Below are 24,446 nucleotides of genomic sequence, written 5' to 3'. Positions count from 1 at the left end.
GCTCAAACCCCCAATTCCTGCCCTGTGTCGTCTTTCTTTTCGCAGGTGCGTGTTTCGGTTCGGCGTCCGTGTGACGGGCTGGTTACAAGCCGGTGTGCAAGTCTGTGGATAAGGCGGGGAAGGGCTGTGCGCTTCTGTGGGCGAAATGTCGCGCGGGGCTGACTGGCGCGGCGCGGCCAAGTAGGACATAGAGCGAACATGCTGACCAACCTGTCCATCCGGAACATCGTGCTGATCGAGGCTCTCGACCTCGCGTTCGCGCGCGGGCTGGGCGTGCTGACGGGTGAGACGGGAGCGGGCAAGTCGATCCTGCTCGACGCGCTGGGGCTGGTGCTGGGCAACCGTGCCGACAGCGGTCTGGTCCGCGCGGGCGAGGACAAGGCCAGCGCGACAGCGACTTTCGAATTTCCCGAAATGCCGGCGGGCATCATCGAGGTACTGGACGATGCGGGTGTCGAGATGGAGGCGGGCGAAGCTCTTGTCATCCGCCGTCAGTTGAAGGCCGATGGCGGGTCCAAGGCGTTCGTGAACGGGCAGCCGGTGGGCGTCGCGACTTTGCGGGCTCTGGCGCCCTGGCTGGTCGAACTGCACGGGCAGCACGACGATCGGGGCCTTGTGAACCCGCGCGGGCACAGAGCGCTGCTGACGCGCTATGCCGCGGCAGACGAGGCGGGCGTCACCAGCGCATGGCGCAAGTGGCAAGCATCGGAGGCCGCCTTGGCCGAAGCCCGCGAGGCTGCGGAAAACGCGGCGGCGGAGCGTGAATTGGTCGAGGCGCACCTGGCCGAACTCGAACGGCTCGCCCCGCAAGAGGGCGAGGAAGAAGATCTCGCCGGACAGCGTGCCGACATGCAGAAGGGCGAGCGGCTTTCCGAGGACCTTGCCAGCCTGCAGCACCTTTTTGCAGGGTCTGACAGCGCATTGGCGCAGCTTCGCGCCGCGGCGCGCAGGCTGGACCGTATCGCGCCCGAGCACGAGGCGCTGGGCGATGCGCTATCCGCGCTGGACCGCTGCCTGATCGAAGGTAGCGAGGCCGAGGCGGCGGTTGATCGCGCGCTTGAGGCGCTGAGCTTCGATCCGGCGCGGCTGGACGAGGTAGAAACCCGCCTGTTCGACCTTCGGGCTGAAGCGCGCAAGCATGGCTGCCAGGTCGATGATCTGCCCGCAAAACTGGCCGAACTGCGCGGCAAGCTCGACGCGATCGAGGGCGGCGAAGGGCGTATCAAGGCGCTGCAGGCCGATGCTTTCGAAAAGGGATCGCACTATCGCGCGCTGGCCGAAACGCTTTCGGCGCAGCGGGTGGAGGCGGCGAAGCGTCTAGACAAGGCGGTGGCGGCGGAACTTGCGCCGCTCAAATTGGACGCGGCGAAGTTCAAGACGCTGGTCACTCGTACGGACGAGGACAAGTGGGGTCCGCACGGCATGGACGCGGTCGAGTTCGTGATCTCGACCAACCCCGGTGCGCCGTTTGCCCCGCTTGCCAAGATCGCGTCGGGCGGCGAACTTTCGCGCTTCATCCTCGCCCTAAAAGTCGCACTGGCGGAAGAGGGCGGGGCAGCCGTCATCATCTTCGACGAGATCGACCGCGGCGTCGGCGGTGCGGTGGCCAGCGCCATCGGCGAACGCCTTGCGCGGCTTGCCAGCGCTAATGGCGAAAACGGACAACTTCTGGCCGTCACGCACAGCCCGCAAGTCGCGGCGCGCGGAAACATCCATTTCATGATCGCCAAGTCCAGCGAGGGTACGGTGACCCGCACTTCGGTCGGCCAATTGGACGCGGGTGGCCGTCAGGAAGAGATCGCCCGCATGCTGTCGGGCGCGGAAATCACGCCCGAGGCGCGGGCGCAGGCCGAAAGGCTACTTGAAGGGGTCTGACCCTCAGTCCGCGAAGGCGTTGGCAAACAGCGCTTCGACCAGCTTGTCGCCATGTGCGCTGTCCTGGAAAGGATAGCTTGCCCGAACTTGTTCGCGCGTTGGTGTCGCGCCGACTTGTGCCAGTTTCGCCGCATCGTCTCGCGCGCCCGCCACGTCACCAAGGCTCGACCGGACGGCAACCCGCCGCTGCAAGGCGCGCTGGTTCGCGGGGTTGTGAGCGAGCGAGGTGTCGAGGTGCGCGAGCGCCTGTTCGTAATCGCCCAGCAGGAAGCGCCAGAGACCGAGGTCCGCCTCGATCACGGTGGCGTGGCGATATGACGGGTCGACCGAATAGACAAGTTCCTGGATCGCGATGGCCTCTGCCGGGTCGCCGCCGAACCCGACGATGCAGCCGGAAAAGTGGTGCGCCATCCCTGCACTGGGGTTGAGACGCAACGCCTCGTCCGCATGGCGGCGGGCAGGGACATACGCGCCGGCCGCGAAGAGTTCGCCCGCGCTTGCCAGCGAGTGGCCCATCCAGCCGCGCGGGTCGAGGTCGATCGAATTGCGCGCCGCGTCCAGCATTTCGTTGAAACAGCCACGCGCCATCGTGACGTTGCCGACCAGCCAGCCGTTCAGCCCCATCTCGAAATAGGCCTGCGCCTTCAGGCTCCACGGCATGGCCGAGCCGGGGTCCAGCCGGATCGAGTTTTCGATGTCCTTCAGGGCATGGGCCAGCGTATCGGGGGAAGGGCGGTTCAGCGCCCAGAGCGCCTTCAGCGTGAGGTCCCAAGCCGACAGGTCCGATGGCGGGGCGCGAACGATGCGGCGGCGTTCGGCGCCTTCGACCTCGGGCGCGATGAGGTGGAGGATGCGCGCCGCGATCTCGGGCTGGACGGCGAGCAGGCTGGTGAGATCGTCCTCGAACAGTTCGGTCAACAATGTCTCACCGCTCGGCACGTCGAGCAGGTCGATGGCAAGCCGCGCCTTGCCGTCCTTGCCGGCGACCGACCCGCACACCGCATAACGCACGTTCAGCGCGCGGGCCTGCTGCAGGAGATCGCCGCCCGCGCGGCCCATCGCGAAAGAGGCATGGCGCGAGAGTACGGGAAACCAGCGCCACGCGGCCAGTTCGGCGATCAGCGTCTCGGCAAGGCCGTCAACGAGGTATTCGGCTTCCTCGTGATCGCAACTGAACGGGAAGACGCCGACAAGGGGCCGCGACATGACGGTCGAGACCGTCGTCGTCACCGGCTCCACGGGCGCAGGGACGGGCGCGCTCTGTTCGACCTGGCCGACGAAGCGGAAGCCTTCGCCGCGCATCGTGCGCACGTATCGCTGGTTCGCGCCGTCATCGCCCAGTGCCTTGCGGACCGACTTGATCCGGCTGGACAGCGCAGTGTCCGACACGATGCGCCCCTTCCAGATCGTTTCGAACAGGTCGTCGCGGGTGACCAGCCTGTCGCGCGCCTCGATCAGGAACAGGAGGATGCGGAAGACCTGCGGCTCCATCGGCACGGGCACGCCATTTGCGCGCAGCTCGAACTGCGCGGCGTCCACTTCGAACCCGTCAAAGGCATAGACCGTCATCGCATGGGGCCCCCGCAATGGCACGAAGTTTAATCGCGATGCGCCGGAACGTCGAGAGGCGCGTTTCTCCACGTTGGGGGGCAAATCTCCACGCAATCTCCACACAGGCTCCAAGCAGGGGTGGGAAGGGCGGGGTATCCAGTTGTTGTCGCCGGATGATCGGCGCCACACACCAAGACTGGAAAGGAAATGAATATGCCTCTCGTTGATATCCACCTGATCGACGGCGTTTTCGACGGCGAACAGAAGCAGCAGATGATCAAGGACGTGACCGACGCCATCGTCGCCATCGAAGGCGAAGTGATGCGCGGCGTGACCTGGGTCCGCGTTCTCGAAGTCGAAGGCGGCCACTGGGCCATCGGCGGCCAGTCGCTGGCAGCTGCCGACATTCACGCGATGCAGAAGCAGGCGGCGTGAAGAACGGGGTGCACGGGTGGCGGTGAAAGGCCCCTCCCGTGCATCTTCCACCGTGCCTGTTGCCAATGATTTTGACTGCGGTAGAACCTGGGCCATGCGGATCACGCCCCGAGTTGCAGCCCCTCTATTCGCGTTCCTGCTGTCTTCTTGTGCAGCCACCCCGCAAGGCAGCGGCCTTTCACGCCCCTGGATCGATGCCGGAGAGGTTCGCGCGATTCAGCAGCCGGACGGAACCAGCGCACCGCAAGTGCGCGGCGTGTGGCAAAGTCGCGGCTATGGCCGCTTGCTCGCCATCGATGCGCAAGGCGTGACGCAGTACGAGATCGGCGACACATGCTACCTGCCGCCGAGCGAAGACGCGCAGAGCGAAATGGACTCGATCGGCTATCGATTCTTTCGCATGATGCCGGATGGCGACAGCGCGATTTTTCAGCTTCTTCGCGGCGATACGATGGTCCTGTTCGACCGGATTGCCGAACTTCCAGCCCAATGCCGCGATGAACCGGACACCGGGCCCAAGGCGGTGGCTGCGGCTTTACTCGATGCCTTCGAGCGCCATTACGCGTTCTTTGATCGCAGGCCGCCCGATCACGACACGCGTGCGGCAAAGCTGCGCGATGCGATGCGTCCGGGGATGGACGATGACGCGCTTTGGGATGCGTTGGCGCTCTACATGGATGGGCTTTCCGACAGCCACACCAAGCTGATCGGCGAGATCGATGGAGAACGTCGCCGCATTCAGGACGGGCAGGGCGAAACCCTGCCGAGGGAACGGGCGCGCAAAGGGGGTGAGAGTGCCTGGCTTGTCGGCCTGATCGAGCAGGCGACGCAAAAGCTTGGCGATACGGCGCATCACACGGGGCGCGATCGCATCGTCTGGGGCACGATCGACGGACGGGTCGGCTATTTGCAGATCTTCCAGATGGGCGGATTCACGGATCGGGAGGACTTTGGCAGCGATGCCTGGGCCGAGGCGGAAATGGCGGAATTCGACAGGATCATGGACGAGGCGTTTTCCGCGTTTCAGGACGCCGATGCCGTCATCATCGATCTTTCCAACAATCGCGGAGGCTGGGACCGGATCGCCAAGGCCCTGCCGGGGCGAGTCACCGACCGTGCCTATACCGGCTTTACCACCCGCGCGCGCGGTTCCGGTCGCGCGCCCTATCCACACCGGATCGAACCCGCAGACGGGCCGCGCTTTTCCGGGCCCGTCTATGTTCTCACCAGCGATGTGACCGTGAGTGGCGGCGAGCTTGCGACACTTGCCCTTCGCCAGAATCCGAATGTTATCCAGATCGGCAAGACGACGCGCGGTGCGTTTTCCACCCCGCTTGCAAAAAGGCTCCCGAATGGCTGGCTGCTGGAACTGTCCAACGAGATTTTCGCCGCGCCCGACGGCACCGTTTATGAAGAAACCGGCCTGCCGCCGCAGGTCGATATCGCGGTCTATCCGGATGAGGATCCTGTCGCGGGGCATTGGCGCGCGGTCGAGGCGGTCGTCGCCATGACCGCGCACGAATGATCTACTCCTCGCGCATCGAGATGTAGATCAGGCTCATCATTGCGATCGCGCCGAAGACCCACGATCCGTGGTCCGGCCCGCCGCCCAGTTCCATTTGCCAGAGCTGGTATCCCGCTACCGCAACACCCTGGAACAGGCCCCACCAGTTGAGCACCGCGCAGCCCATCGCGATCTTCGACCATTTCTTGCCCGCTTCGAACTTCGCCGCATCGTGGCGGCGCAGGCTGAACAGCACCCATGCGCCATAGAGGCCCAGCACGCCTGCGGCTGCCTCCAGTGCGAAGACCAGCACCATGGCGACGACGATCAGGATCGATGGCGGCACGGGTAAAAGCGTGACCGGATAGGCTTCCTGTCCCGCGTGGCTCGTCGTGTAGACGAAGAAATCGTAGGCCGCGCCGACGTTTGCGATGTTGTGCGCCACATACAGCAGCGCCATCAGCCCCACCACGGCGCTGACCATCGCCTTCAGAATCCTGTCGGTCATTCACCAGTCCCCCTGTATTTCCGCGCCCCGGCGGCTAGATACCATGAAAATTCATGACGGGGAAAAGCGTGACCGATCCTGCCGAGATGAGCGAGGCCGACGCCGCGAACGAACTGATGCGGCTGGCGCGCCAGATCAGGAAGCACAACAAGCTCTATCACGCAGAAGACGCGCCGGAAATTTCGGACGCGGAATACGACGCGCTCGTCCGCCGCAATGCCGCGATAGAGGCGGTTTTCCCGCATCTCGTCCGTGACGACAGCCCGTCGAAGGCCGTGGGCCACGAAGTCGCTGCCTCGCCGCTGTCGAAAGTTCGCCATGAGGTTCGGATGATGAGCCTCGACAACGCGTTCTCGGACGAGGAAGTGGCCGATTTCGTCGCGCGCGTCAGGCGTTTCCTGTCGCTGGGCGCGGACGAGCCGGTCGTGTTTACGGCGGAAGACAAGATTGACGGGCTTTCGTGTTCGCTTCGCTACGAGCAGGGCAAGCTGGTCCGCGCCGCGACACGCGGGGATGGGCAGGTGGGCGAGGACGTGACTGCCAACGTCGCGCATATCGCCGATATTCCGCAGGAACTGCACGGCACCGTGCCCGAGGTTTTCGAGATCCGCGGCGAGGTCTTCATGGCCAAGGCCGACTTCCTTGCGCTGAACGAAGCGCAGGAGGCCGAGGGCGGCAAGATCTTCGCCAACCCGCGCAATGCCGCCGCCGGATCGCTGCGCCAGAAGGACGCGAGCGTTACGGCCAAGCGCCCCTTGCGCTTCTACGCCCATGGCTGGGGGGCGGCGAGCGAGGTTCCGGGGGACAGCCAGTTCGAGGTCATGCAGGCCATCGCCAACTGGGGTGTGCCGATCTCCGCTGCCCTGATCCGGTGCTGTTCGCTGGATCAGATGCTGGCGCATTATCGCCAGATCGGCGCGATGCGGGCTGATATGCGCTATGACATCGACGGCGTTGTCTACAAGGTCGACCGGCTGGACTATCAGCAGCGGCTGGGCTTCGTGGCCAAGGCGCCGCGCTGGGCGATGGCGCACAAGTTTCCGGCAGAACAGGCCGAAACCACGCTAGAAGGTATCGATATCCAGGTCGGCCGCACCGGCAAGCTGACGCCGGTGGGCCGGTTGAAGCCGGTGACGGTGGGCGGCGTGGTCGTCTCGAACGTGACGCTGCACAACCGCGACGAAATCGCGCGGCTGGGTGTGCGGATCGGCGACCGTGTCGTGATCCAGCGCGCCGGCGACGTCATTCCGCAAGTGGTCGAGAACCTGACGCGGGACGAGGAGCGCGATGCTTTTAACTTCCCCGACCATTGCCCGATCTGCGATTCGGAAGCCGTGGCGGAGGAAGGCGAAGTCGACGTGCGCTGCACCGGCGGGCTTATCTGTCCTGCCCAGCGGACCGAGCGTTTGAAGCACTTCGTCAGCCGCGGCGCGCTCGACATCGAGGGACTTGGCGAGAAGACAATCGACGAGTTCTTTGCAAAAGGCTGGCTGGAAAGTCCCGCCGACATCTTCCGCCTGAAACAGCGCAAGGAGGACATTCTCGCGCTCGAAGGGTGGAAGGAGAAGTCGGTCGAGAACCTGCTGGCCGCGATCGAGGCCAAGCGCGAGCCTGATGCGGCGCGCCTGTTGTTCGGGCTGGGCATCCGCCATGTCGGTGCGGTGACGGCGCGCGATCTCTTGAAGCACTTCACTACGCTTCCTGCCTTGCGCGACGTGGCGGAGCGGGCGCGGAACGGAAAAGGCGAAGTGGCGAGCGAGGCCGTGACCGAACTGACCGCCATCGACGGCGTCGGCCCGGTCGTGGTCGAGGCGCTGGGCGACTTCTTCCACGAAGATCACAACCGGCAGGTCTGGGACGATCTCCTCTCCGAAATTTCGCCGCCCGATTACGTGGTCGAAACGAAGGACAGCGAAGTCGCGGGCAAGACGGTGGTCTTCACCGGCAAGCTGGAAACCATGAGCCGCGACGAGGCCAAGGCGCAGGCCGAACGATTGGGCGCGAAGGCGGCAGGTTCGGTTTCGGTCAAGACCGATCTGGTCGTCGCCGGACCCGGCGCGGGATCGAAGCTGAAGAAAGCGGCAGAGCTCGGCATCGAGGTCATCGACGAGGCGGCCTGGGCCGAGATCGTGAAAGCGGCGGGCTAACCGCTCTCCGCCCACGGCAGCGGCGGCACGGCCCGTCGCTGAACTCGTGGTGAATTCCGCGTTAAGGCCCGGCTTTAATAAGGGATTAATGCGTGGGCACCCACCCTGACCTCATCAGGGGAACAATAGCGCACGTGCTGACGTGCGGGGACATGAGGACATAATCATGAAAAAGATCATGCTCGCGGGCGCATCCGCGATCCTGGCCGTATCGGCCATGACGGCCTATGCACAGGATGCCGAAAGCGGCGACGCGCCCGAAGACGTCGAAGTCGAGGAAGCCGGCAAGCCGATGGAACCGACCGCCGGTGGCAACGGTGCGCAGGTGCTTCGCGAAGAGGGTGACATCCTTGAGCAGGCTATCGACGAAAACGGTGAGCCGATGACCGACGAAAACGGCGATCCGGTCATGAACGTCGTCGGCTCGGCCTATACCCAGACGGTCACGACGCCGAGCGGCAATGTTCACACGCTGACCAAGACGGTAGATTTGGACGGCAACAAGACCACCACAGTCGAGCATGTCCGTCCCGAAAAGGCGGAGCGCATCGCCAAGGCCGAAAAGCCCGAGCGTCCTGAGCGGCCCGAAAAGCCCGAGAAGCCGGAAAAGCCGGAAAAGCCCGGTCGTCCCTGAGCGACCGCAATTTGCTCACGAGGGGGGAGGGGCGCGGCTGCCATAGGCGGTCGTATTCCTTTCCCTCGTGTGGTCATCAGACAATCTGAAAGAGGGGATCCATGAAGGTCTTTCTCAAGCGTGCCGCGGCTTCTGCGGCGCTGGCGGTCTCGCTATGCTCCGTGCAAGCGAGCGCGGACGAATACTGGCAGTTCAGCCTTGGTGCCGACTATTCGACCGGTGATTACGGCGATGTGGTCGATACCGACATGCTGGCCGTGCCGATCGGCGTGAAGTATCAGGGCGACGGCTTCTGGGCGCGCGCCTCCGTGCCTTACGTGCGTGTCACCGGCCCCGACGGAGTCATTCCCGGCGACGGCGGCGTTACGCGCGGCAACGGCAACGGTAATGCGGGCGGTGGTACCGGCGATACGGTCGTCACCGATACGCGCAGCGGCATCGGCGACGTCAACTTGTCTGCTGGCTATACCCTGCCAATCGGCGACCGGACGTGGTTCGATGTCATCGGAAAGGTCAAGCTGCCCACCGCGTCGGAGGCCAAGTACCTCGGCACCGGCACGACCGACTTCACCGCGATGGGCGAGGTGCTCCACAGCTTCGGCAACGTCTCGGTCGCGCTGAACGGTGGGCGCCGGTTCAACGGGTCAAACGATCTCTACCAGCTAGATGATGTCTGGCTGGCAGGCGGCGGCGTTTATGCCGTTGCGGGTGAGGGCCTGACGCTGGGCCTTGGATACGAGTGGCGCGAGGGCGCGCTCGATACTTCGCCCGACCGTAGCGAGGCGACGGCTTCGGCGACGTTCAGGGTCAATCCGTCGCTGCTGCTTCAAGGCTATGGCTACACCGGCTTCAGCGAGGGCAGCCCCGACGTTGGCGCTGGCGTACAGGTGCTGTACCGCATCGGCGCGGACTGAAGCGGGCCGGATGGGCATCGCCGATTTCCGTTCAAGGAGAGCGATGCCCATGACGGTCGAAATCGTACCGCTGACGCCTGACAGGGCGCACCTGTTCTTCGAACTGTTCGACGGTGAAGGCTTTGCCGACAATCCGGGGTGGAGCGGGTGTTATTGCCGGTTCTACCACTACGACCACCAGTGCGGGGACTGGGAGAACGAACCTGCCGCGGACAACCGTACGGACGCGTGCCACCTAATCGCGGACGGTACGATGCGCGGCTGGATCGCGCTGGAGGGCCAGCGGCCGGTAGGCTGGCTCAATGCCGGACGCAAGGACGGTTACCGCGCGTTTCGCGGGGATGATGTGCCTGGCAAGGCGGGTGATGCGACAGGCATCATTACCTGCTTCCTTGTCGCGCCGAGTGCGCGGGGCAAGGGCGTTGCGCGCCAATTGCTGGAGACCGCGCTGGAAGGTTTCCGCGCGCAGGGCCTGTCATGGGTAGAGGCAAAGCCTGCCAAGTCGCCCGAAACCGCGGCCAGCAATTATCACGGGCCGCTGTCGATGTACCTGAAGCACGGCTTCGAGATAGCGGGCGATTTCAGCGAATACCAGAACCTTGTGCGGCTGGCGCTTTAGGCGGTCAGGTCTCGGCGCTGTCCGCTTCGGGAGCGTCGGGCGCCATTGGTTCTTCGCTGACCAGCATGTCTTCCTGCTCCACCACCTCGAGCGAGCGCGGATCGTGTTCGCTGCCGCAGATCGGCGGCAGCGCGCCGCCACGGGCGCGGTGGGCATTGCGGACGGTGTTGGCGGCGATGCGCGACTGCTCCATCGCGGCCGGCGTGTTGTTGAAGGACGGCGCGATCTGCTGCGGCAGAACGCAATCGCGCGGTGCCTCATGATCGTGCATCGGCTCTTCCTGCGCGGCGGCAGGGATGGCGAGAAGGGCGAAAATCGGGATAAGGGCGTAGCGCATGGAAGGATATTCGGCTCAACTTATTGAATAGGCGGTGAACCGTGCGCGCGATAAGGCGGAACCCACTTCATCACGCTTCCGGCAAAGGGCGTCCACGCGCCGGTCTCGATCCCCGCCATGCGCAGCGTTTCGCCCGTCCATTCGTTGCAGGTCTTGTAGACCGTGTAAGTCCCGAGCGCGTCGTAGAAGACGTCCTGATCGGTATATCCAGCATAGACCGCGCGGTCCGGCGTGCGTTCGGGCAAGTCGCGCAACAGGGCGCGGACGAGGGCGCGGTACTGTCTGTGAGAGATGCGGATCGTTCGGAAATCGGGCGAGGGGGCGGGCCGGACCCAGTGTTCTACGTGATAAAGCGCGTCGCCGCCGACGCTCATGACGCGCAGGACCGTGAGCGGCGAGAGATCGCCCCATGTCGGCGTGTCGAGAAAGACTGCTCGCTCGCCCCAGCTTATCGCGACGTGGGTATAGAGGCGAAACGGATTGGCCGTATCTGACGGCGGGAAGACGCGGGTCCAGTCCATGTCCGCGCTCCGCAGCGGGACCGCGATCGAGGTGTGCACGCCATTGGTGGCGATTATGATTTCTACTGCGTCATCCCCCGGTCGCGGCTCGTTATAATAAGGTTGCGAGGGGATCGACGAGCCCACCCATCCGGCAAGGAAATAGCAGCCTACGGCCAGCCCCAGCCAGCCGAAGACTGCTCTCGCCAGTTTCAACGCGCGTTTCGCCGGCGTAGCCACAGGATCGACCAGTCGCCGTTCGTCATGCGGCGGGCAAGGCGGAAACCGGCGCGGAAGTGGGCGCGGCGAACCGCTTCTTCCTGCGTCGTCAGAAGACCGGCCAGTAGCAGGTTGCCACCCGGCGCCACGGCCTTGGCGAAATCGGGCGCGAGTTCGACCAGCGGCCCTGCAAGGATGTTGGCAATCAGCAGGTCATAAGGCGCGCGGTGCCGGATCAGCGGATTGTCGGTCCCCGCCGCCACGGTCATGACAATCCGGCCCGGCCCGTCGCCCAGCGGAATGCCGTTCATCGCGGCGTTGTCCTCCACCACGCCGACGCAGACCGGATCGATGTCGCTGGCGATGCCCTGCGCCTGCGGCCAGAGATCGCGCGCGGCAAAGGCAAGGAGGCCGGTGCCGGTACCGATGTCGGCGTGGTTGCGCACGACGATGCCTTGCGCCTTCATCTGGGTCAGCATGGCAAGGCAGCCTGCCGTGGTTTCATGCTGTCCAGTGCCGAACGCCTGGCTCGCCGGGATGCAGAAGTCGGTCACGCCCGCGCTGTTATCGGCGGGGAAGTCGGGTGTATGGACGTGGAAACGGCCTGCGCGGATCGGGGTGACGTCGGCTTGCGACAGGCTGACCCAGTCGGCATCGGGTAGCTTCTCCGACTTCAGGTCTGGCGCGCCGCCTGTGAACAAGTCGGCCAGCGCCTGCTTGTCGGCCCTCGTCGGCTTGCGCGGATAATAAGCCTCCAGCACCCAGTCGTCGGGCTTGTCCTCGGCGATCTCGCTGCCGGTCAGCACGACTTCGTAGTCCCAGTCCAGCACGTCCTCGTGCGCGACAAGTGCGGCCTGAATCATTCCTTTCGATCCATGGGCGACGATCTTCCAGCTCACTCGGCAGCCTCCTTGGCAAGCCGCGCATCGAGGCGCTCGCCGATTGCTTCGGCATATGTCCGGCAGGCGACTTTATCCAGAAGACTGCCACTTTCCAGCCGCTTGCGCATCCAGCTTGCCGAAGGGTGCGGGGTGAGCAGCATGTCGCAGTCGCTGTCGGCGAGATAATCGATGCCGCGGCGATAGTTGTCCAGCAGTTCGCGGTGGTCGGAGAACTTGTAGCCGTCCGCGCTGATGGGCGACATGGAATCGGCATAGACAATGGTGACGCACTCGCCGTCTTCGCACGAAATCCACTGCCACGATGATGCGCCCGGCGTATGGCCGGGGGTGGGCATCTGCCTGAAGGACAAGTTGCCCTGCTTCACGAACTCTACCGCGCCGATGGTCTCGTCGACGCGGGCGGCGGGGAAAGCATCGGTCACGCCGAACTGCGGGTCGTTTTCGGCAGGCAGGGCGGTCGCAAGCACCTCGGCGGCAGGACCGGTCGCCACAAGGCGCGCGCCGCTCAATTCCTGAACCATCGCGGTTCCGGCGACGTGATCGAAATGTTCGTGGCTGACCAGCAACAGTGCGATTTCGGCAGGGTCGAAGCCCAGCGTGCGGATGTTATCCAGAACGTGCGCCGTGCCCGCGACCGTTCCGGTGTCGATCAGCACGTGCCCGTCATCACCAGTGACGAGAATCGCAGAGATGCCGCAAGTGCCGACATAATAGGTGTCGCCGTGGATTCGAAAGGGCGGGCCGGGTTTGTCCCATTCGTCCCAGTCCTCGCAGGCGGCCACCCATTCGGACGCGGGCGGGGACTCGGGGACGGGTGCGACGGTTGTCGCGGCGCAAGACGCGACAGCCAGCGCGGGCAGTGCATGCAGGAAGGTCTTAGCGGACAAAGCTCGCTCCAATCGCATCGATCACCGCACCGGTCATGCTGGCAGGCGCCTCGAGCGCGCGGAAAGCGGCGATCCGGCCGATCTCTTCCGGCTCCGCCACGCGGCCCAGCAGAATGTCGGCCAGCAGGGAAGGCCCGCCGCGCGGCGCCATGCTTCCGATGATAAGCGCCGTGCGCCCGCCTGATGCATCCTTGTTCATAAGCGGCTCGATTAAGGCGGGGGAGAGGGCGCCGCAAGCGGGGGACAGGCACCATACCTAGACAAAAAGACTGTAAATGCCCTCTTGCCCTTCGGCGCGCTGCCTGCCATTCGCGCCCGCAGCACGCCTTTTGCGACCGGCCCTCTTGTATCGGTCGCTGACGGCAAGAAGACTACGGGGACACATAATATGGCGAAGGCAGCGAACAGGCCTCTCTCTCCGCACCTCTCGATCTGGAAATGGGGTCCGGCCATGGCCGTCTCCATTCTGCATCGCGTTTCTGGTAATGGCCTTGCGGTCGCGGGCCTGCTGGTCCTGCTCTGGTTCCTCGGCGCGATTGCCGGCGGGCCGGAAAGCTACGTTTCCTTCATGCGCCACGCGGATACATGGTACGGCATGATCGTGCTGATCGGCATTTCGTGGGCCTTCTTCAACCACCTGTCGAGTGGCATTCGCCACCTCGTGCTGGATGCCGGCGCGGGCTTCGAGGTGGAGCGCAACAATTCCTGGTCGATCATCTCGATCCTTGTCGGCATTCTGCTGACGGCGGCCTTCTGGGCCGTGATCCTGCTGGTCTGAGGAGAGACTCAAATGGGTAACGGTACTCGTATCGGACAGGTCCGCGGCCTCGGCTCGGCCAAGCATGGCGCGCATCACTGGCTGGTCCAGCGCTTCACCGCGATCGGCAACCTCGTCCTCGTCCTGTGGTTCGTGTTCAGCCTTGTCATGCTGCCCGACTACACCTTCTCGACGGTGAAGACCTGGCTTGCGGCACCCTTTGCCGCGACCGCGATGGTCCTGATGATCATCTCCACCTTCTGGCATGCGCGCCTCGGCATGCAGGTCATGATCGAGGACTACGTCCACGGCGCCAACCGCTTTGCCGCGATCGTGCTGCTGAACCTCGTTTTCATCGCCGCCGGTGTCTTCGGCGTCGTTTCTGTCATTCGCATCGCGCTGGGAGCCTGAACTGATGGCCGAAGCATCGACCCAACCCGCCTACAAGATCATCGACCACACCTATGACACCGTCGTCGTGGGTGCCGGCGGTTCGGGCCTGCGCGCCACGATGGGCAGCGCCGAAGCAGGTCTGAAGACGGCCTGCATCACCAAGGTTTTCCCGACGCGTTCGCACACCGTGGCGGCACAGGGCGGCATCGCCGCCTCGCTCGGCAACAACACGCCCGACCACTGGACCTGGCACATGTACGACACCGTGAAGGGGTCGGACTGGCTGGGCGACCAGGACGCGATCGAATACATGGTTCGCGAAGCGCCGCAGGCCGTGATCGAGCTGGAACACGCAGGCGTTCCGTTCAGCCGTAACCCCGAAGGCACGATCTACCAGCGTCCCTTCGGCGGCCACATGCAGAACATGGGCGAAGGCCCGCCGGTGCAGCGCACTTGCGCCGCCGCCGACCGTACCGGCCACGCGATGCTTCACGCGCTGTACCAGCAGTCGCTGAAGTACGACGCGGACTTCTACATCGAATACTTCGCCATCGACCTCATCATGGTGAACGGCGAGTGCAAGGGCGTCATCGCCATCTGCCTCGACGACGGTTCGATCCACCGCTTCCGCGCACACTCGGTCGTGCTGGCAACCGGCGGCTATGGCCGTTGCTACTACACTGCGACTTCGGCCCACACCTGCACTGGCGACGGTGGCGGCATGGTGCTTCGCGCAGGTCTGCCGCTGCAGGACATGGAATTCGTGCAGTTCCACCCGACCGGCATCTATGGCGCCGGCGTTCTCATCACCGAAGGTGCGCGCGGCGAAGGCGGCTATCTCACCAACTCGGAAGGTGAGCGTTTCATGGAACGCTATGCCCCGTCGGCCAAGGACCTCGCCTCGCGCGACGTCGTCTCGCGCTCGATGGCGCTGGAAATCCGCGAAGGTCGCGGCGTGGGCGCGGAAAGCGACCACATCTTCCTGCACCTCGACCACATCGACCCGAAAGTTCTTGCAGAACGTCTTCCCGGCATCACGGAAAGCGGCAAGATCTTCGCAGGTGTCGACCTTACCCGTCAGCCGCTGCCGGTGGTTCCGACGGTCCACTACAACATGGGCGGCATCCCCTGTAACTACCACGGTCAAGTCGTCACCATCGGTGCCGACGGGAACCCGGAAACGGTCGTCCCGGGTCTCTATGCAGTCGGCGAAGCGGCCTGCGTGTCGGTTCACGGCGCGAACCGCCTCGGCTCCAACTCGCTGATCGACCTTGTCGTGTTCGGCCGCGCAACCGGCCACCACCTCAAGGAAAACATCAAGCCCGGCACGGCGCACGACAACCTGCCCAAGGACAGCGCGGACTTCGCCCTGTCGCGTCTCGATCACTTCCGCCACTCGAAGGGCGGCTCGCCTACGGCGGAAATCCGGACCGAGATGCAGCGCACGATGTCCGCCCATGCCGCCGTGTTCCGCACCGACGAATCGATGGCCGAAGGCAAGGAAAAGCTGACCAACGTCTATGCCCGGATGGAAGACATCTCGGTTGCCGACAAGTCGCTGATCTGGAACTCGGACCTGATCGAGACGCTGGAACTGGACAACCTGATCAGCCAGGCGACGGTCACCATGCATTCGGCCCATAACCGTAAGGAAAGCCGCGGCGCCCACGCGCACGAGGATTTCCCCGAGCGCAACGATGCCGAGTGGATGAAGCACACCGCGACCTGGTTCGAAGGCTGGGGCGGCAAGGGCGGTTCGGTGAAGATCGATTATCGCCCGGTCCACGAGTTCACGCTCACCGACGATGTCGAGTACATCAAGCCGAAGAAGCGCGTGTACTAAGTTTTCACCCGAAAGGTGTTACAAAGGGGCCCGGCTGATTGCAGCCGGGCCTTTTTGTTTGTGCCGATTGCTCGATTGGGGGAGAGCAGGAATGCCGTTCGAACAGCGTCCCGACGGTTCGTTGAAGCTGGCCATGCACCAGCCGCTTTACCAGGTCATTGTCGTCATCCTCGTGGCCTTCGGGATCGGCGGGTTTTTCCTCTACGGCCTCATTTATTCGGAAGAGACGGGCCTTGTCGTGAAAGGCTATGATACCGGCTATGACCTGCCGATCTGGCTTTGGCGCGCTGGTTTTCTCGCCGGGTCGATCGTCGCGTTCGGGGTGGGGCTGTTCATCCTGCTCGGCCTCGTACGGGGCAACCAGCCGCATGTCCGGCTGGAGACGCAGCGCCTAGTCGTCGCAGGGTTTGCGATGCGGGGCGATACGGCGATGCGCTGGGACGAGATCGAGAGCGTGAAGCGGTTTCGCATCATGCATGACGATGCGATCACGATTAGGGCTAAGTCTGGCAGGAAGCTTCAGCTGTCGGGCCACGTGTTCCCGCACAAGGGCGATTTCCGCGCCTTGTGCGCCCAGATCGAGAGCCGGGTCGCGGCTGCCTGAGCTTAAACGCTATTCGGCTATCCGCTTTACGCTGACGATCTTGACGGGATCGGCCAGCATCTGGCCTTTGAGGAAGCCTTCGCCCTTGTCCGGATCTACTTCGGCGGCGTGGATTGCCTTCACCACGTCCATGCCTTCGACGACATGGCCAAAGACCGCGAAGCCCGCCTTCTGGTCGGCATTTTCGCTGTCGGGTTTGGCGTCGAGGCCGGTCATGTCCGTCGCCATGATCGAGAAATCGCCAGTCGCGCTGCCCGGTTCGTAACGCGCCATCGAGATAGCGCCCTTGGTGTGCGAAAGGCCGGTTTCGCTCGTCGCTTCATGGGCGATCGGCGGCAGAATCCGCTTGGGATCATACTGCGTGCCGCCCTGAATAAGCCCCGCGACCTTGTCGCCCCAATCCAGCCGCATCGTGCGGTAGAACACCGTTCCGTCGAAGCGGCCCTCGTCGGCATATTTCAAGAAATTCGCGCTGGTGATCGGCGCGCGCTCGGTCTCGAGCGCCAGCACGATCGTGCCTGCGGTAGTCTCCATCGCGACTGTCGTCGTCGCGAACGTTTCGGCCACTTCGGGCGCTGCCGGTTCGGCAGCCTCCTGCGCGAAGGCGGGAAGGGCGGTCAGGGCGAGGGCGGCCACGGGTGCCGTCCAGAGCGAGCGGATGACGAATCGACGTTTCATGCCCGCACCTTACACCCACAATCCTGAACGTCATTCGTCGGTGTCGGTATGTCGTTCGTCGAACGGGATAGCACCAATGTTTACACTCGTAATCGTATCGACTACGCCTGTAATCGCAATCGAGATCGAACAAACGCGAGACATGACGAAGCAAGCCGCCAATCCCGACCGCATCTCCGACGCCGAACAGGCCGTGATGGAAGCGCTGTGGACGCGCTCGCCGCTGACTGCCGCCGAAGTGGCCGACAGCGTGGGCGAGGAGCGGGGGTGGAGCCTTGCGACGGTCAAGACACTGCTGTCGCGGCTTGTGGGCAAGAACGCCATCGCGGCAGAGCCTGATGGCCGCCGCTTTCTCTATTCGCCGGTGATCGCGCGGGCCGATTTCGTCGGCCATGAATCGCGCCGCCTGGTCGATCGCCTGTTCGGCGGCAAGGCGGCCTCGCTCTTCGCGCATCTGGCCGAGGCCGAGGCGCTGAGCGATGATGATATCGAGGAAATCGAAGTTCTGCTGAGGGAGCTTAGAAAATGATGGGGGACGTGACGGGGACGGTCATTTCCTGGGCTGTCGATACCTTTCTTTATACGGGAGTGTTGATCGCGGCGGTCCTGATCTTGCGCAGGCCGGTGGCCAAGGCGTTCGGGCCGCGAATCGCCTATGCCCTTTGGCTTCTGCCTCTGGCGCGCTTCGTGCTGCCGCCGGTCGTGCTGCCCGCGTGGATGAAGCCGGTCGAGGCTGCTCCCGCTATTGAGGGCACGCCTATGGTGTTCGAAACAGTCGAAGGTACCGTCGTCGAAAGCGCGCCTGACATCGCGACTTCGGCTATTCCCTATGACCTCCTGCTCAACGTCGGAATCGCATTCTGGATGATCGGGGCGGCTGCGTTTCTTGCGTGGCGCATCGGGTGCTATCGCGCGATGACGCGGCACTTGCTGGAAAGCGCGGTGCCTGTGGGCGATGCCGGTCCGGTCCGTCTTGTCGAAACCGCCGCCGTTGCCGCGCCCGTCGCCTTCGGCGTGCGTGAGCGTGTGATTGCCCTGCCGCCGGGCTTCATGGCGAACGAGGACGTTACCGCCCGCGACCTCGCGATCGCGCATGAACTGGCTCACCACCGGGGCCACGACCTGCTGGCGAACCTTGCCGCGCAACCGGTGCTGGCGCTCCACTGGTTCAATCCCGTCGCATGGTTGGGCTGGCGTGCGATGCGCCGTGACCAGGAAGCGGCGTGCGATGCCCGCGTCATGACCGGCCGCCCGCAGGAAGACCGCGCCCGTTACGGCGAAGTCATCGCCGCCTGCAGCCGCGACCAGAACCTTGCTCTTGCTGCCCCAATGGCCGGATTCCGCGAAATCGGACCGGTGCTGGGAGAAAAAGCCATTGTCCACCGCCTGAGGAGCCTCGGCATGAATACGACGACCCGCCGCCATCGTACCGGTCTCCTGCTTGTCGGGGCCGCAGGCCTCGTCGCCCTGCCGCTGACCGCGTCCGTTTCCTATGCCGAGGGCGAGAGCACGGTCGGGACGACCGAAGTCCCCGCGTCGAACGCGATGGAAGACCCCGATGTCCAGAACCGCGTCTGGGTCGTCAAGGACGAGGACGGCCAGATCGAAGTCGAAACCGACGAGGACATGACCGAGGAAGAGCTTGCCCAGATGGAAGCGGAGATCGAGCGCGAGGTCGAAATGGCCGAGCTCGAAGCACAACGTGCCGAGCGCGAAAGTGAGCGCATGGAGATCGAGATCGAGCGCAAGATGGCCGAAGTCGAACGCGACGCCGCCGAAGTCGAGCGCAATGCCGCCGAGACCGAGCGCCGCGTACACGCGATGGTGATGAAGGACATGCCCCAGGTCGAGCACGAGGTGTCCAAGAACGGCAAGGTCCACGTGATCCGCATGAGCCAGGTCGAAGGCGACGGAAAGACGAAGAAGCGGGTCGTTCGCAAGATGGTGATCGACAGCAGCTGCGAGGTCGGAGAAAACCGTAACAAGGGCGAAAACGTCAGCCACATCTGCACTGGCGTGCCGCACGACATGATCGTCAACACGCTGACACAGGTGCGTTCGGTCATCGCGTCCTCCACCGATATGAGCAAGGAAGAGAAGGCAGAGGCGCTGTCGGAAATCGATGCCGAGATCGCCGAAATGAAAGCCGCCCGCCGCAAGGGTTGAGGCTTTCTCGCTTCAATTAACACTCAGTTCATCGCTGCGAAGACACGGTTCGTCGCAGTGTTGAACTGGGGAGTTACATCATGGAAAATCCGGTCAGGCGACAAAGATCGCCTGGAATCAAGTTTCTGGGCACCGTGCTGCTGGCCGCGGCGCTCGCGGTGCCCTTGTTCATGGTCTATGCGCTGGTCTGGGACCGGCAGGACCAGTCCCGCACCGCGCGCGCGACGATAACGCAGGGGTGGGGCGGGTCGCAGATCGTGACCGGGCCGGTGCTGGTCATCCCCTATGAAGAGAACAGCGTCGAGACGACGGTGACCAACGGGCAGGAAGTACGCCAGGTCAAGCGCGTGACGCGTAACCTCTACCTTTCGCCCAAGAGCCACGACGTCGCCACCGCGATCGAGCCGGAGCGCAAGAAGAAGTCGATCTACGAATCGGTGATCTACGCCGCCAGCCTGTCGGGCAAGGCGAGCTTTGCGATGCCCGACGACCTCGACCGGCGCGGGATCGAGGTCGAGAACATGAAGTTTGATCGCGCCGAACTGCACTTCGGCATTTCCGATGCGCGCGGCCTTCAGAACGACAGCCGCGTTGTCGCCAACGGCAAGCCGCTGACGACGAAACCGGGTGCGGGGCTTCAGGCCAGCGGCAATTCGGGTTTCTTCACTTTCGTCGACTGGGACGGCACCGGCACGCTTGACGTCGACTGGTCCTATGGCCTTCGAGGCAGCGAGACGCTGAGCCTTGTCCCGCGCGGCGCGGATACCGAGTGGACCGTGACCTCGCCCTGGCCGCATCCGAGCTTTTCGGGAAGCTTCCTGCCTGCCAGCAGCGACGTGCGCGACGACGGCTTTACCGCGACGTTCGCGGTCAGCGATCTTGCGCTGGGCGAAGACCTGCTGTCCAACAGCAATCCAGGCGCGCCTCTGATCGGCGGCCCCGACATCGTGCCGGTCTACGAACGCGGCGGCGTCGGGCCCAGCATGGCGGCCTCGGTCGGACTGGTCGAACCGGTCGACCTCTACAGCCAGATCGACCGGTCGGTGAAGTACGGCTTCCTGATCATCGGCTTTACCTTCCTCGCCTTCCTGATGTTCGACATCGTCGCAGGGGCCAGCGTTTCCGCGCCCGAATATCTGCTGACGGGTGCAGGGCTGGTGCTGTTCTTCGTGCTGCTGCTGGCCTTTGCCGAAGTGATCGGATTCGCCGCGGCCTATGCGGTGGCCAGCATCGCGATCATCGGCCTTGTCACCGCCTACAGCGCCGCGGTGCTGAAAAGCTGGAAGCGGGCGAAGTTCATCGGCGCGCTGCTCGTCGGGCTCTACGCGCTGCTCTTCGTATTGCTCAGCCTAGAAGCGCTCAGCCTGCTGATCGGTTCGGTCCTGCTGTTCTTCGCACTGGCCGGGACGATGTACGCGACGCGCAATGTCGACTGGCAGGGCATCGGGCGCACCACGGGCGAAGAGTTCCGCCCCTGATGGAGCGCGCAGGGCTTCTTAATCGACGTCCTGCACGACCGGCGTCGACTTGAACTTGGGGGTGCCGGGGGGCGTCTGTCCCTCCGGCACTTTCTCGTTCGCGAAAGGCGCTTCATAGGTGCCTGGTTCGGGGAAGGTTGGAAGATTCGCGCTCGCCTTGCCGGTATCGACGTCGACGATCGGGCGGGCGGGCCATGGGCATTCGCGGGCGAGCCCGATGCCTTTCAAAAACCCGCGCCGGACCATCGCGGCGTTGACCAGCACGCGCAGACGGCGCTGTTCCGCCTTCGCCCCCGAAATCTCCCGCACGACCCCGCGAAACGGGATCAGTCCGCCGAGGAGCGATCCGGCAATGCGGCCGGCGCTGTTCACGCCTTTCTGCAAGTCGGACCGTTCATTCGGGTCGTCGATGTCCGCACCCAGCAGGAGATCGATATCGGCGATCGCCCGCTCGATGTGCTGGCACGAAGTCAAACCGCCTGTCGAATAAGGGTCAGCCCCGATATCGAGCAGCAATGGCGGCAGGTCTTCACCGGCAAGGTTAAGGTCCCGAAGCGGCTGCATCGGGATGTCCTCTGCCTTGACGTTGGGATCGACCGGGCTTTGCGCCTGTGCCCCGGCAAGGGGCGCAAGCGCGAGCGAAAGGGCGCTTAGCCCCGCAAGTCGGCGAATGTGTCGCACTGGTCTTCGTCTCCGGTCCTCAGGCCCTTCTGCAGCCACTGCATACGCTGCTGGCTGGTGCCATGGGTGAAATTGTCGGGCGAGACACGGCCCTTGGTCAGGGCATCGTCGCCGATGGCACTGGCGGCCTGCAGGCCTTCCTCGATATCGCCGGGTTCGATCAGCTGCGGGTTCTTCGCCGCCCAGACCCCGGCATAGCAATCGGCCTGAAGCTCCATGCGAACCTGCAGCTGGTTTGCCTGCGGCGGGTTCTGCTGCTGAAGCTGGCGCACCATCTTCGACGTTCCGGTCAGCGTCTGGATGTGGTGCCCGTATTCGTGCCCGATGACATAGGCACGCGCAAAGTCGCCGCCTGCGCCAAGCTGCTGGTCGAGCTGGTCGTAGAAGCTGGTGTCGATGTAGATGCCCTGGTCGGTCGGGCAGTAGAACGGCCCCATTGCCGCCTGCGCCGCACCGCAGCCCGACTGGCCGCGACCGTCATAGAAGTTGAGCGTCGGCTGTTCGAAACGGATACCGGCCTGCGAGAACAGCGGTGCCCATGTCTCGTCAAGCGAGGAAAGTGCCGAACATGTCTCCCGGCTGTAGGCGTTGACGCTGCAGCTTTCCTCGACCGATCGGCCGCTGGCCTGCGGCGAACCGCCCTGCGTTTGCTGGACCTGGTCCACCACGCCCAAGGTCGTCATCGGGTCAATTCCGAACACGACCGCACCCAGAATTGCGATAACTACCGCGCCGCAGCCCAGCTTTCCGCCGGTGCCACCCATGCCGCGCTGATCGCGCACGCGAATATTCTTGGAAAAATCGTTGAGCCGCATCGTTTGCCCTCCATATAGCGGGCATTAGGGCCCCGTCCTGACAATGCGCAAGGAGACGCGAATGTTCCTTTCCGGTAAAACCGCCCTTATCACCGGCTCAACCTCCGGCATCGGCCTTGCCTATGCCAAGGCGCTCGCGGCTGAAGGCGCGAACGTCGTCATCAACGGTTTCGGTGATGCTGACGAGATCGAAACGGAGAGGAAGGATCTCGCCGCAAAGAGCGGGGCCCAAGCGATCTACATCAACACCGATCTCACCACTGCCGAAGGCTGCGAAGAGCTTATGCAGGGTGCGTTCGACAAGTTCGGCGCGGTCGACATCCTGATCAACAACGCTGGAATGCAGCACGTCGCCCCGATCGAGGAATTCCCGGTCGACAAGTGGAACAAGATCATCGCGCTGAACCTTGGTTCCTCGTTCCACACCTGCCGACTGGCCGTGCCGAAAATGAAGGAAAAGGGTTGGGGGCGCATCATAATGACGGCCAGCGCCCACTCGCTGACGGCATCGCCGTTCAAGGCGGCCTATGTTTCGGCCAAGCACGGTCTTGCGGGCCTGACCAAGACGCTCGCGCTCGAACTGGCGCAGGATAACATCACGGTGAACTGCCTGTCGCCAGGTTATGTCTGGACGCCGCTGGTCGAGGACCAGATCCCCGATACGATGAAGGCGCGGGGCATGACCCGCGATGAAGTGATCAACGAAGTCCTGCTGGAACGCGAGCCGACGAAGAAATTCACGCAGCCCGACGATCTGGCCGCGCTCGCCCTGTTCCTGTGCCGCGACGTTGCCGACAACATCACCGGTGCGAATATCTCCGCCGATGGCGGCTGGACCGCCCAGTAAGAAACAAGAACGGCCAGTAAGAGACAAGACCGGACCGCGATGGGGACAAGGGGAACATTGAGTGTACTGACGGCCGGCGCGCTTGCGCTGCTGGCCGCCTGTGCCCATGCGCCTGCCGTGTCAGAGCCTACGGTGGCAGCGCGCGAACTGTCCCCGATGGAACAGGCGCTTCACGCCCATGTCGCCGAACTTGCCTCCGACCGTTACGGCGGACGCGAGGTGGGGACAGAAGGCGAGGCGCTGACGCTCGACTATATGCAGGCGCAGATGGCGGCGGCGGGACTGGAATCGGGCACGCACGATCCCGGGCACGACTGGCGCAAGCCGTTCACGTTCGAAGGACGGCGCAAGAAGACGGTCGACACCTACAACCTCATCGGCAGGCTTCCCGGCACCGGTCCGCGTTTCGGCGCGGTGCTGCTGGTCGCGCACTGGGATCACCTTGGCAAGGGCCGTCAGTGCCCCCGCCGCGGCCGCGACCGGATCTGCAACGGCGCGATCGACAATGCCAGCGGGCTTGCCATGATGATCGAGATCGCGCGCCAGCTCGCCAAGGGGCCCAGGCCTGTGCGCGACGTCTATTTCCTCGCCTCGGGCGGGGAAGAGGCAGGGCTGAAGGGCGCCTACGACTTCGCCGCCGATCCGCCGGTTCCGCTCGACAAGTTCGTCGCCGTCTTCAACCTCGATACCGAGGGGCTAGCACCGCCGGGTTCGCCCGCGGTCGTTCTGGCCGGGCCGCGCACCGAAGGGCTGATGGCGCTGATCGACCAGACCGCAAGCGACACCGGCGTCACGCTGGTCGCTCCGAACGAGCGCAACCTTGCCTTTCTCAAGCGTCAGGACGGCTGGGCCTTTGCGTCCAATGAGGTGCCCGCCGTGATCGTCAGTGCCGCCTTTGCCGACGATGCGCGTTTTGCCGCCTTTCTCGACCGCGATTACCATCGCGCCAGTGATGACGTAGAGCATGTGGAACTGGGCGCCGCGGCCGACATGGTGGGCTTTCACGTGGCCCTTATCCGCCGCGCGGCGAGCCCTGCGACGCTGCCCCATGAGCCAAGGGACGAAATTACCGCAAACGCCCCCTAGCCGCGGGGGCACTTGGTGGTTACATGGGCCGCCACGATTCTCCCTCTCCCCATCTTTATCGGCAGG

Annotated in this window: 25 protein-coding genes and 1 pseudogene; 16 read left to right on the top strand and 10 right to left on the bottom strand. The window is 64.2% G+C overall.

Going from position 1 to position 24,446, the window contains the following annotated elements; translation table 11 throughout:
* Window positions 1-198 precede the first annotated feature (198 nt).
* Window positions 199-1,875 carry a DNA repair protein RecN gene (recN, locus tag A9D15_RS01065; RefSeq protein ID WP_066760925.1) on the top strand — a complete coding sequence of 559 codons (1,677 nt, stop codon included), beginning with the start codon at window positions 199-201 and terminating at the stop codon, window positions 1,873-1,875.
* 3 nt (window positions 1,876-1,878) lie between these two features.
* Here the strand turns inward: recN and A9D15_RS01060 are convergent, their stop codons facing one another.
* Window positions 1,879-3,462: a winged helix-turn-helix domain-containing protein gene (locus A9D15_RS01060; RefSeq protein WP_172807431.1), complete on the bottom strand. Its 1,584-nt coding sequence runs from the start codon at window positions 3,460-3,462 to the stop codon at window positions 1,879-1,881.
* Between the two features lie 177 nt (window positions 3,463-3,639).
* Here A9D15_RS01060 and A9D15_RS01055 point away from each other — a divergent pair, with 177 nt between their 5' ends.
* Both A9D15_RS01055 and A9D15_RS01050 read left to right on the top strand, forming a co-directional pair.
* Window positions 3,640-3,861 (top strand): tautomerase family protein, encoded by a 222-nt coding sequence (locus tag A9D15_RS01055; protein WP_066760922.1) that lies wholly within the window; start codon window positions 3,640-3,642, stop codon window positions 3,859-3,861.
* Window positions 3,862-3,955: 94 nt separating this feature from the next.
* Complete coding sequence (locus tag A9D15_RS01050) at window positions 3,956-5,386, top strand: S41 family peptidase (protein WP_066760920.1); 1,431 nt, start codon at window positions 3,956-3,958, stop codon at window positions 5,384-5,386.
* Window position 5,387: 1 nt separating this feature from the next.
* Here the strand turns inward: A9D15_RS01050 and A9D15_RS01045 are convergent, their stop codons facing one another.
* On the bottom strand, window positions 5,388-5,873 hold the full coding sequence (locus A9D15_RS01045) for a DUF2165 family protein (RefSeq protein ID WP_066760918.1): 486 nt from the start codon (window positions 5,871-5,873) through the stop codon (window positions 5,388-5,390).
* Window positions 5,874-5,926: 53 nt separating this feature from the next.
* On the opposite strand from A9D15_RS01045, the gene ligA reads away from it, so the two are divergent.
* The 4 genes from ligA (at window position 5,927) to A9D15_RS01025 (ending at window position 10,187) form a co-directional block, all read left to right on the top strand.
* The gene (gene ligA / locus A9D15_RS01040) at window positions 5,927-8,020 is read left to right on the top strand and encodes an NAD-dependent DNA ligase LigA (RefSeq protein ID WP_172807430.1); all 2,094 of its coding nucleotides are present in this window, start codon (window positions 5,927-5,929) and stop codon (window positions 8,018-8,020) included.
* A 166-nt stretch (window positions 8,021-8,186) separates the two neighbouring features.
* Window positions 8,187-8,654, top strand: coding sequence for a hypothetical protein (locus A9D15_RS01035; protein WP_066760917.1), 468 nt, complete (start codon window positions 8,187-8,189; stop codon window positions 8,652-8,654).
* 101 nt (window positions 8,655-8,755) lie between these two features.
* Window positions 8,756-9,568 (top strand): hypothetical protein, encoded by an 813-nt coding sequence (locus tag A9D15_RS01030; protein ID WP_066760915.1) that lies wholly within the window; start codon window positions 8,756-8,758, stop codon window positions 9,566-9,568.
* A gap of 49 nt (window positions 9,569-9,617) precedes the next feature.
* Entirely contained in the window at window positions 9,618-10,187 is a 570-nt protein-coding gene (locus A9D15_RS01025; RefSeq protein ID WP_172807429.1) for a GNAT family N-acetyltransferase, read from the top strand.
* A gap of 4 nt (window positions 10,188-10,191) precedes the next feature.
* On the opposite strand, the gene A9D15_RS01020 is transcribed toward A9D15_RS01025, so the two are convergent.
* The 5 genes and pseudogenes from A9D15_RS01020 to A9D15_RS01000 all read right to left on the bottom strand — a co-directional run.
* Window positions 10,192-10,524: a hypothetical protein gene (locus A9D15_RS01020; RefSeq protein ID WP_066760912.1), complete on the bottom strand. Its 333-nt coding sequence runs from the start codon at window positions 10,522-10,524 to the stop codon at window positions 10,192-10,194.
* A 20-nt stretch (window positions 10,525-10,544) separates the two neighbouring features.
* Window positions 10,545-11,264 (bottom strand): DUF2459 domain-containing protein, encoded by a 720-nt coding sequence (locus tag A9D15_RS01015; protein WP_229660350.1) that lies wholly within the window; start codon window positions 11,262-11,264, stop codon window positions 10,545-10,547.
* The gene (locus tag A9D15_RS01010) at window positions 11,237-12,142 is read right to left on the bottom strand and encodes a 50S ribosomal protein L11 methyltransferase (RefSeq protein WP_066760911.1); all 906 of its coding nucleotides are present in this window, start codon (window positions 12,140-12,142) and stop codon (window positions 11,237-11,239) included. The genes A9D15_RS01015 and A9D15_RS01010 overlap by 28 nt, the downstream gene beginning before the upstream one ends.
* Entirely contained in the window at window positions 12,139-13,032 is an 894-nt protein-coding gene (gene bla, locus A9D15_RS01005) for a subclass B3 metallo-beta-lactamase (protein ID WP_216634366.1), read from the bottom strand. The genes A9D15_RS01010 and bla overlap by 4 nt, the downstream gene beginning before the upstream one ends.
* Window positions 13,022-13,183: pseudogene (locus A9D15_RS01000) on the bottom strand (3-oxoacyl-ACP reductase); the annotation flags it as partial. The pseudogene A9D15_RS01000 and the gene bla, both read right to left, overlap by 11 nt.
* A 237-nt stretch (window positions 13,184-13,420) precedes the next feature.
* Here A9D15_RS01000 and sdhC point away from each other — a divergent pair.
* The 4 genes from sdhC to A9D15_RS00980 all read left to right on the top strand — a co-directional run bounded on the left by sdhC (window position 13,421) and on the right by A9D15_RS00980 (window position 16,629).
* Window positions 13,421-13,810 (top strand): succinate dehydrogenase, cytochrome b556 subunit, encoded by a 390-nt coding sequence (sdhC, locus tag A9D15_RS00995; protein ID WP_066761239.1) that lies wholly within the window; start codon window positions 13,421-13,423, stop codon window positions 13,808-13,810.
* 12 nt (window positions 13,811-13,822) lie between these two features.
* On the top strand, window positions 13,823-14,200 hold the full coding sequence (gene sdhD / locus A9D15_RS00990; RefSeq protein ID WP_066760903.1) for a succinate dehydrogenase, hydrophobic membrane anchor protein: 378 nt from the start codon (window positions 13,823-13,825) through the stop codon (window positions 14,198-14,200).
* 4 nt (window positions 14,201-14,204) lie between these two features.
* Window positions 14,205-16,025: a succinate dehydrogenase flavoprotein subunit gene (gene sdhA, locus A9D15_RS00985; RefSeq protein ID WP_066760902.1), complete on the top strand. Its 1,821-nt coding sequence runs from the start codon at window positions 14,205-14,207 to the stop codon at window positions 16,023-16,025.
* A 91-nt stretch (window positions 16,026-16,116) separates the two neighbouring features.
* Window positions 16,117-16,629, top strand: coding sequence for a hypothetical protein (locus A9D15_RS00980; RefSeq protein ID WP_066760900.1), 513 nt, complete (start codon window positions 16,117-16,119; stop codon window positions 16,627-16,629).
* A 9-nt stretch (window positions 16,630-16,638) separates the two neighbouring features.
* On the opposite strand, the gene A9D15_RS00975 is transcribed toward A9D15_RS00980, so the two are convergent.
* Entirely contained in the window at window positions 16,639-17,307 is a 669-nt protein-coding gene (locus A9D15_RS00975) for a peptidylprolyl isomerase (protein ID WP_066760898.1), read from the bottom strand.
* Window positions 17,308-17,449: 142 nt separating this feature from the next.
* Here A9D15_RS00975 and A9D15_RS00970 point away from each other — a divergent pair, with 142 nt between their 5' ends.
* The 3 genes from A9D15_RS00970 to creD all read left to right on the top strand — a co-directional run bounded on the left by A9D15_RS00970 (window position 17,450) and on the right by creD (window position 20,951).
* Entirely contained in the window at window positions 17,450-17,836 is a 387-nt protein-coding gene (locus tag A9D15_RS00970) for a BlaI/MecI/CopY family transcriptional regulator (protein ID WP_066761237.1), read from the top strand.
* Window positions 17,833-19,473 (top strand): M56 family metallopeptidase, encoded by a 1,641-nt coding sequence (locus A9D15_RS00965; RefSeq protein ID WP_082924170.1) that lies wholly within the window; start codon window positions 17,833-17,835, stop codon window positions 19,471-19,473. The genes A9D15_RS00970 and A9D15_RS00965 overlap by 4 nt, the downstream gene beginning before the upstream one ends.
* Window positions 19,474-19,553: 80 nt before the next feature.
* A complete protein-coding gene (creD, locus tag A9D15_RS00960; RefSeq protein WP_066760896.1) occupies window positions 19,554-20,951 on the top strand; it encodes a cell envelope integrity protein CreD in 1,398 nt (465 codons plus the stop codon).
* 18 nt (window positions 20,952-20,969) lie between these two features.
* Here the strand turns inward: creD and A9D15_RS00955 are convergent, their stop codons facing one another.
* Together A9D15_RS00955 and ypfJ are read right to left on the bottom strand one after the other, a co-directional pair.
* On the bottom strand, window positions 20,970-21,632 hold the full coding sequence (locus A9D15_RS00955; RefSeq protein ID WP_066760889.1) for a hypothetical protein: 663 nt from the start codon (window positions 21,630-21,632) through the stop codon (window positions 20,970-20,972).
* On the bottom strand, window positions 21,602-22,447 hold the full coding sequence (gene ypfJ / locus A9D15_RS00950) for a KPN_02809 family neutral zinc metallopeptidase (protein ID WP_066760885.1): 846 nt from the start codon (window positions 22,445-22,447) through the stop codon (window positions 21,602-21,604). Before ypfJ ends, A9D15_RS00955 begins: the two co-directional genes overlap by 31 nt.
* Window positions 22,448-22,508: 61 nt before the next feature.
* Here ypfJ and A9D15_RS00945 point away from each other — a divergent pair, with 61 nt between their 5' ends.
* A complete protein-coding gene (locus A9D15_RS00945) occupies window positions 22,509-23,294 on the top strand; it encodes a 3-hydroxybutyrate dehydrogenase (protein WP_066761233.1) in 786 nt (261 codons plus the stop codon).
* A gap of 57 nt (window positions 23,295-23,351) precedes the next feature.
* Entirely contained in the window at window positions 23,352-24,380 is a 1,029-nt protein-coding gene (locus A9D15_RS00940; protein ID WP_172807428.1) for a M28 family peptidase, read from the top strand.
* Window positions 24,381-24,446 lie beyond the last annotated feature (66 nt).

Source organism: Croceicoccus pelagius (assembly GCF_001661915.1).
GTDB lineage: Bacteria > Pseudomonadota > Alphaproteobacteria > Sphingomonadales > Sphingomonadaceae > Croceicoccus > Croceicoccus pelagius.
Note: the sequence above shows the minus strand (reverse complement) of the source record. Positions and strands in the feature narration are given on the sequence as shown.

Coding starts and splice junctions, on each gene's coding strand:
- recN (WP_066760925.1), top strand. CDS start 199: ATGCTGACCAACCTGTCCATCCGGAACATCGTGCTGATCGAGGCTCTC.
- A9D15_RS01055 (WP_066760922.1), top strand. CDS start 3,640: ATGCCTCTCGTTGATATCCACCTGATCGACGGCGTTTTCGACGGCGAA.
- A9D15_RS01050 (WP_066760920.1), top strand. CDS start 3,956: ATGCGGATCACGCCCCGAGTTGCAGCCCCTCTATTCGCGTTCCTGCTG.
- A9D15_RS01045 (WP_066760918.1), bottom strand. CDS start 5,873: ATGACCGACAGGATTCTGAAGGCGATGGTCAGCGCCGTGGTGGGGCTG.
- ligA (WP_172807430.1), top strand. CDS start 5,927: ATGACGGGGAAAAGCGTGACCGATCCTGCCGAGATGAGCGAGGCCGAC.
- A9D15_RS01035 (WP_066760917.1), top strand. CDS start 8,187: ATGAAAAAGATCATGCTCGCGGGCGCATCCGCGATCCTGGCCGTATCG.
- A9D15_RS01030 (WP_066760915.1), top strand. CDS start 8,756: ATGAAGGTCTTTCTCAAGCGTGCCGCGGCTTCTGCGGCGCTGGCGGTC.
- A9D15_RS01025 (WP_172807429.1), top strand. CDS start 9,618: ATGACGGTCGAAATCGTACCGCTGACGCCTGACAGGGCGCACCTGTTC.
- A9D15_RS01020 (WP_066760912.1), bottom strand. CDS start 10,524: ATGCGCTACGCCCTTATCCCGATTTTCGCCCTTCTCGCCATCCCTGCC.
- sdhC (WP_066761239.1), top strand. CDS start 13,421: ATGGCGAAGGCAGCGAACAGGCCTCTCTCTCCGCACCTCTCGATCTGG.
- sdhD (WP_066760903.1), top strand. CDS start 13,823: ATGGGTAACGGTACTCGTATCGGACAGGTCCGCGGCCTCGGCTCGGCC.
- sdhA (WP_066760902.1), top strand. CDS start 14,205: ATGGCCGAAGCATCGACCCAACCCGCCTACAAGATCATCGACCACACC.
- A9D15_RS00980 (WP_066760900.1), top strand. CDS start 16,117: ATGCCGTTCGAACAGCGTCCCGACGGTTCGTTGAAGCTGGCCATGCAC.
- A9D15_RS00975 (WP_066760898.1), bottom strand. CDS start 17,307: ATGAAACGTCGATTCGTCATCCGCTCGCTCTGGACGGCACCCGTGGCC.
- A9D15_RS00970 (WP_066761237.1), top strand. CDS start 17,450: ATGACGAAGCAAGCCGCCAATCCCGACCGCATCTCCGACGCCGAACAG.
- A9D15_RS00965 (WP_082924170.1), top strand. CDS start 17,833: ATGATGGGGGACGTGACGGGGACGGTCATTTCCTGGGCTGTCGATACC.
- creD (WP_066760896.1), top strand. CDS start 19,554: ATGGAAAATCCGGTCAGGCGACAAAGATCGCCTGGAATCAAGTTTCTG.
- ypfJ (WP_066760885.1), bottom strand. CDS start 22,447: ATGCGGCTCAACGATTTTTCCAAGAATATTCGCGTGCGCGATCAGCGC.
- A9D15_RS00945 (WP_066761233.1), top strand. CDS start 22,509: ATGTTCCTTTCCGGTAAAACCGCCCTTATCACCGGCTCAACCTCCGGC.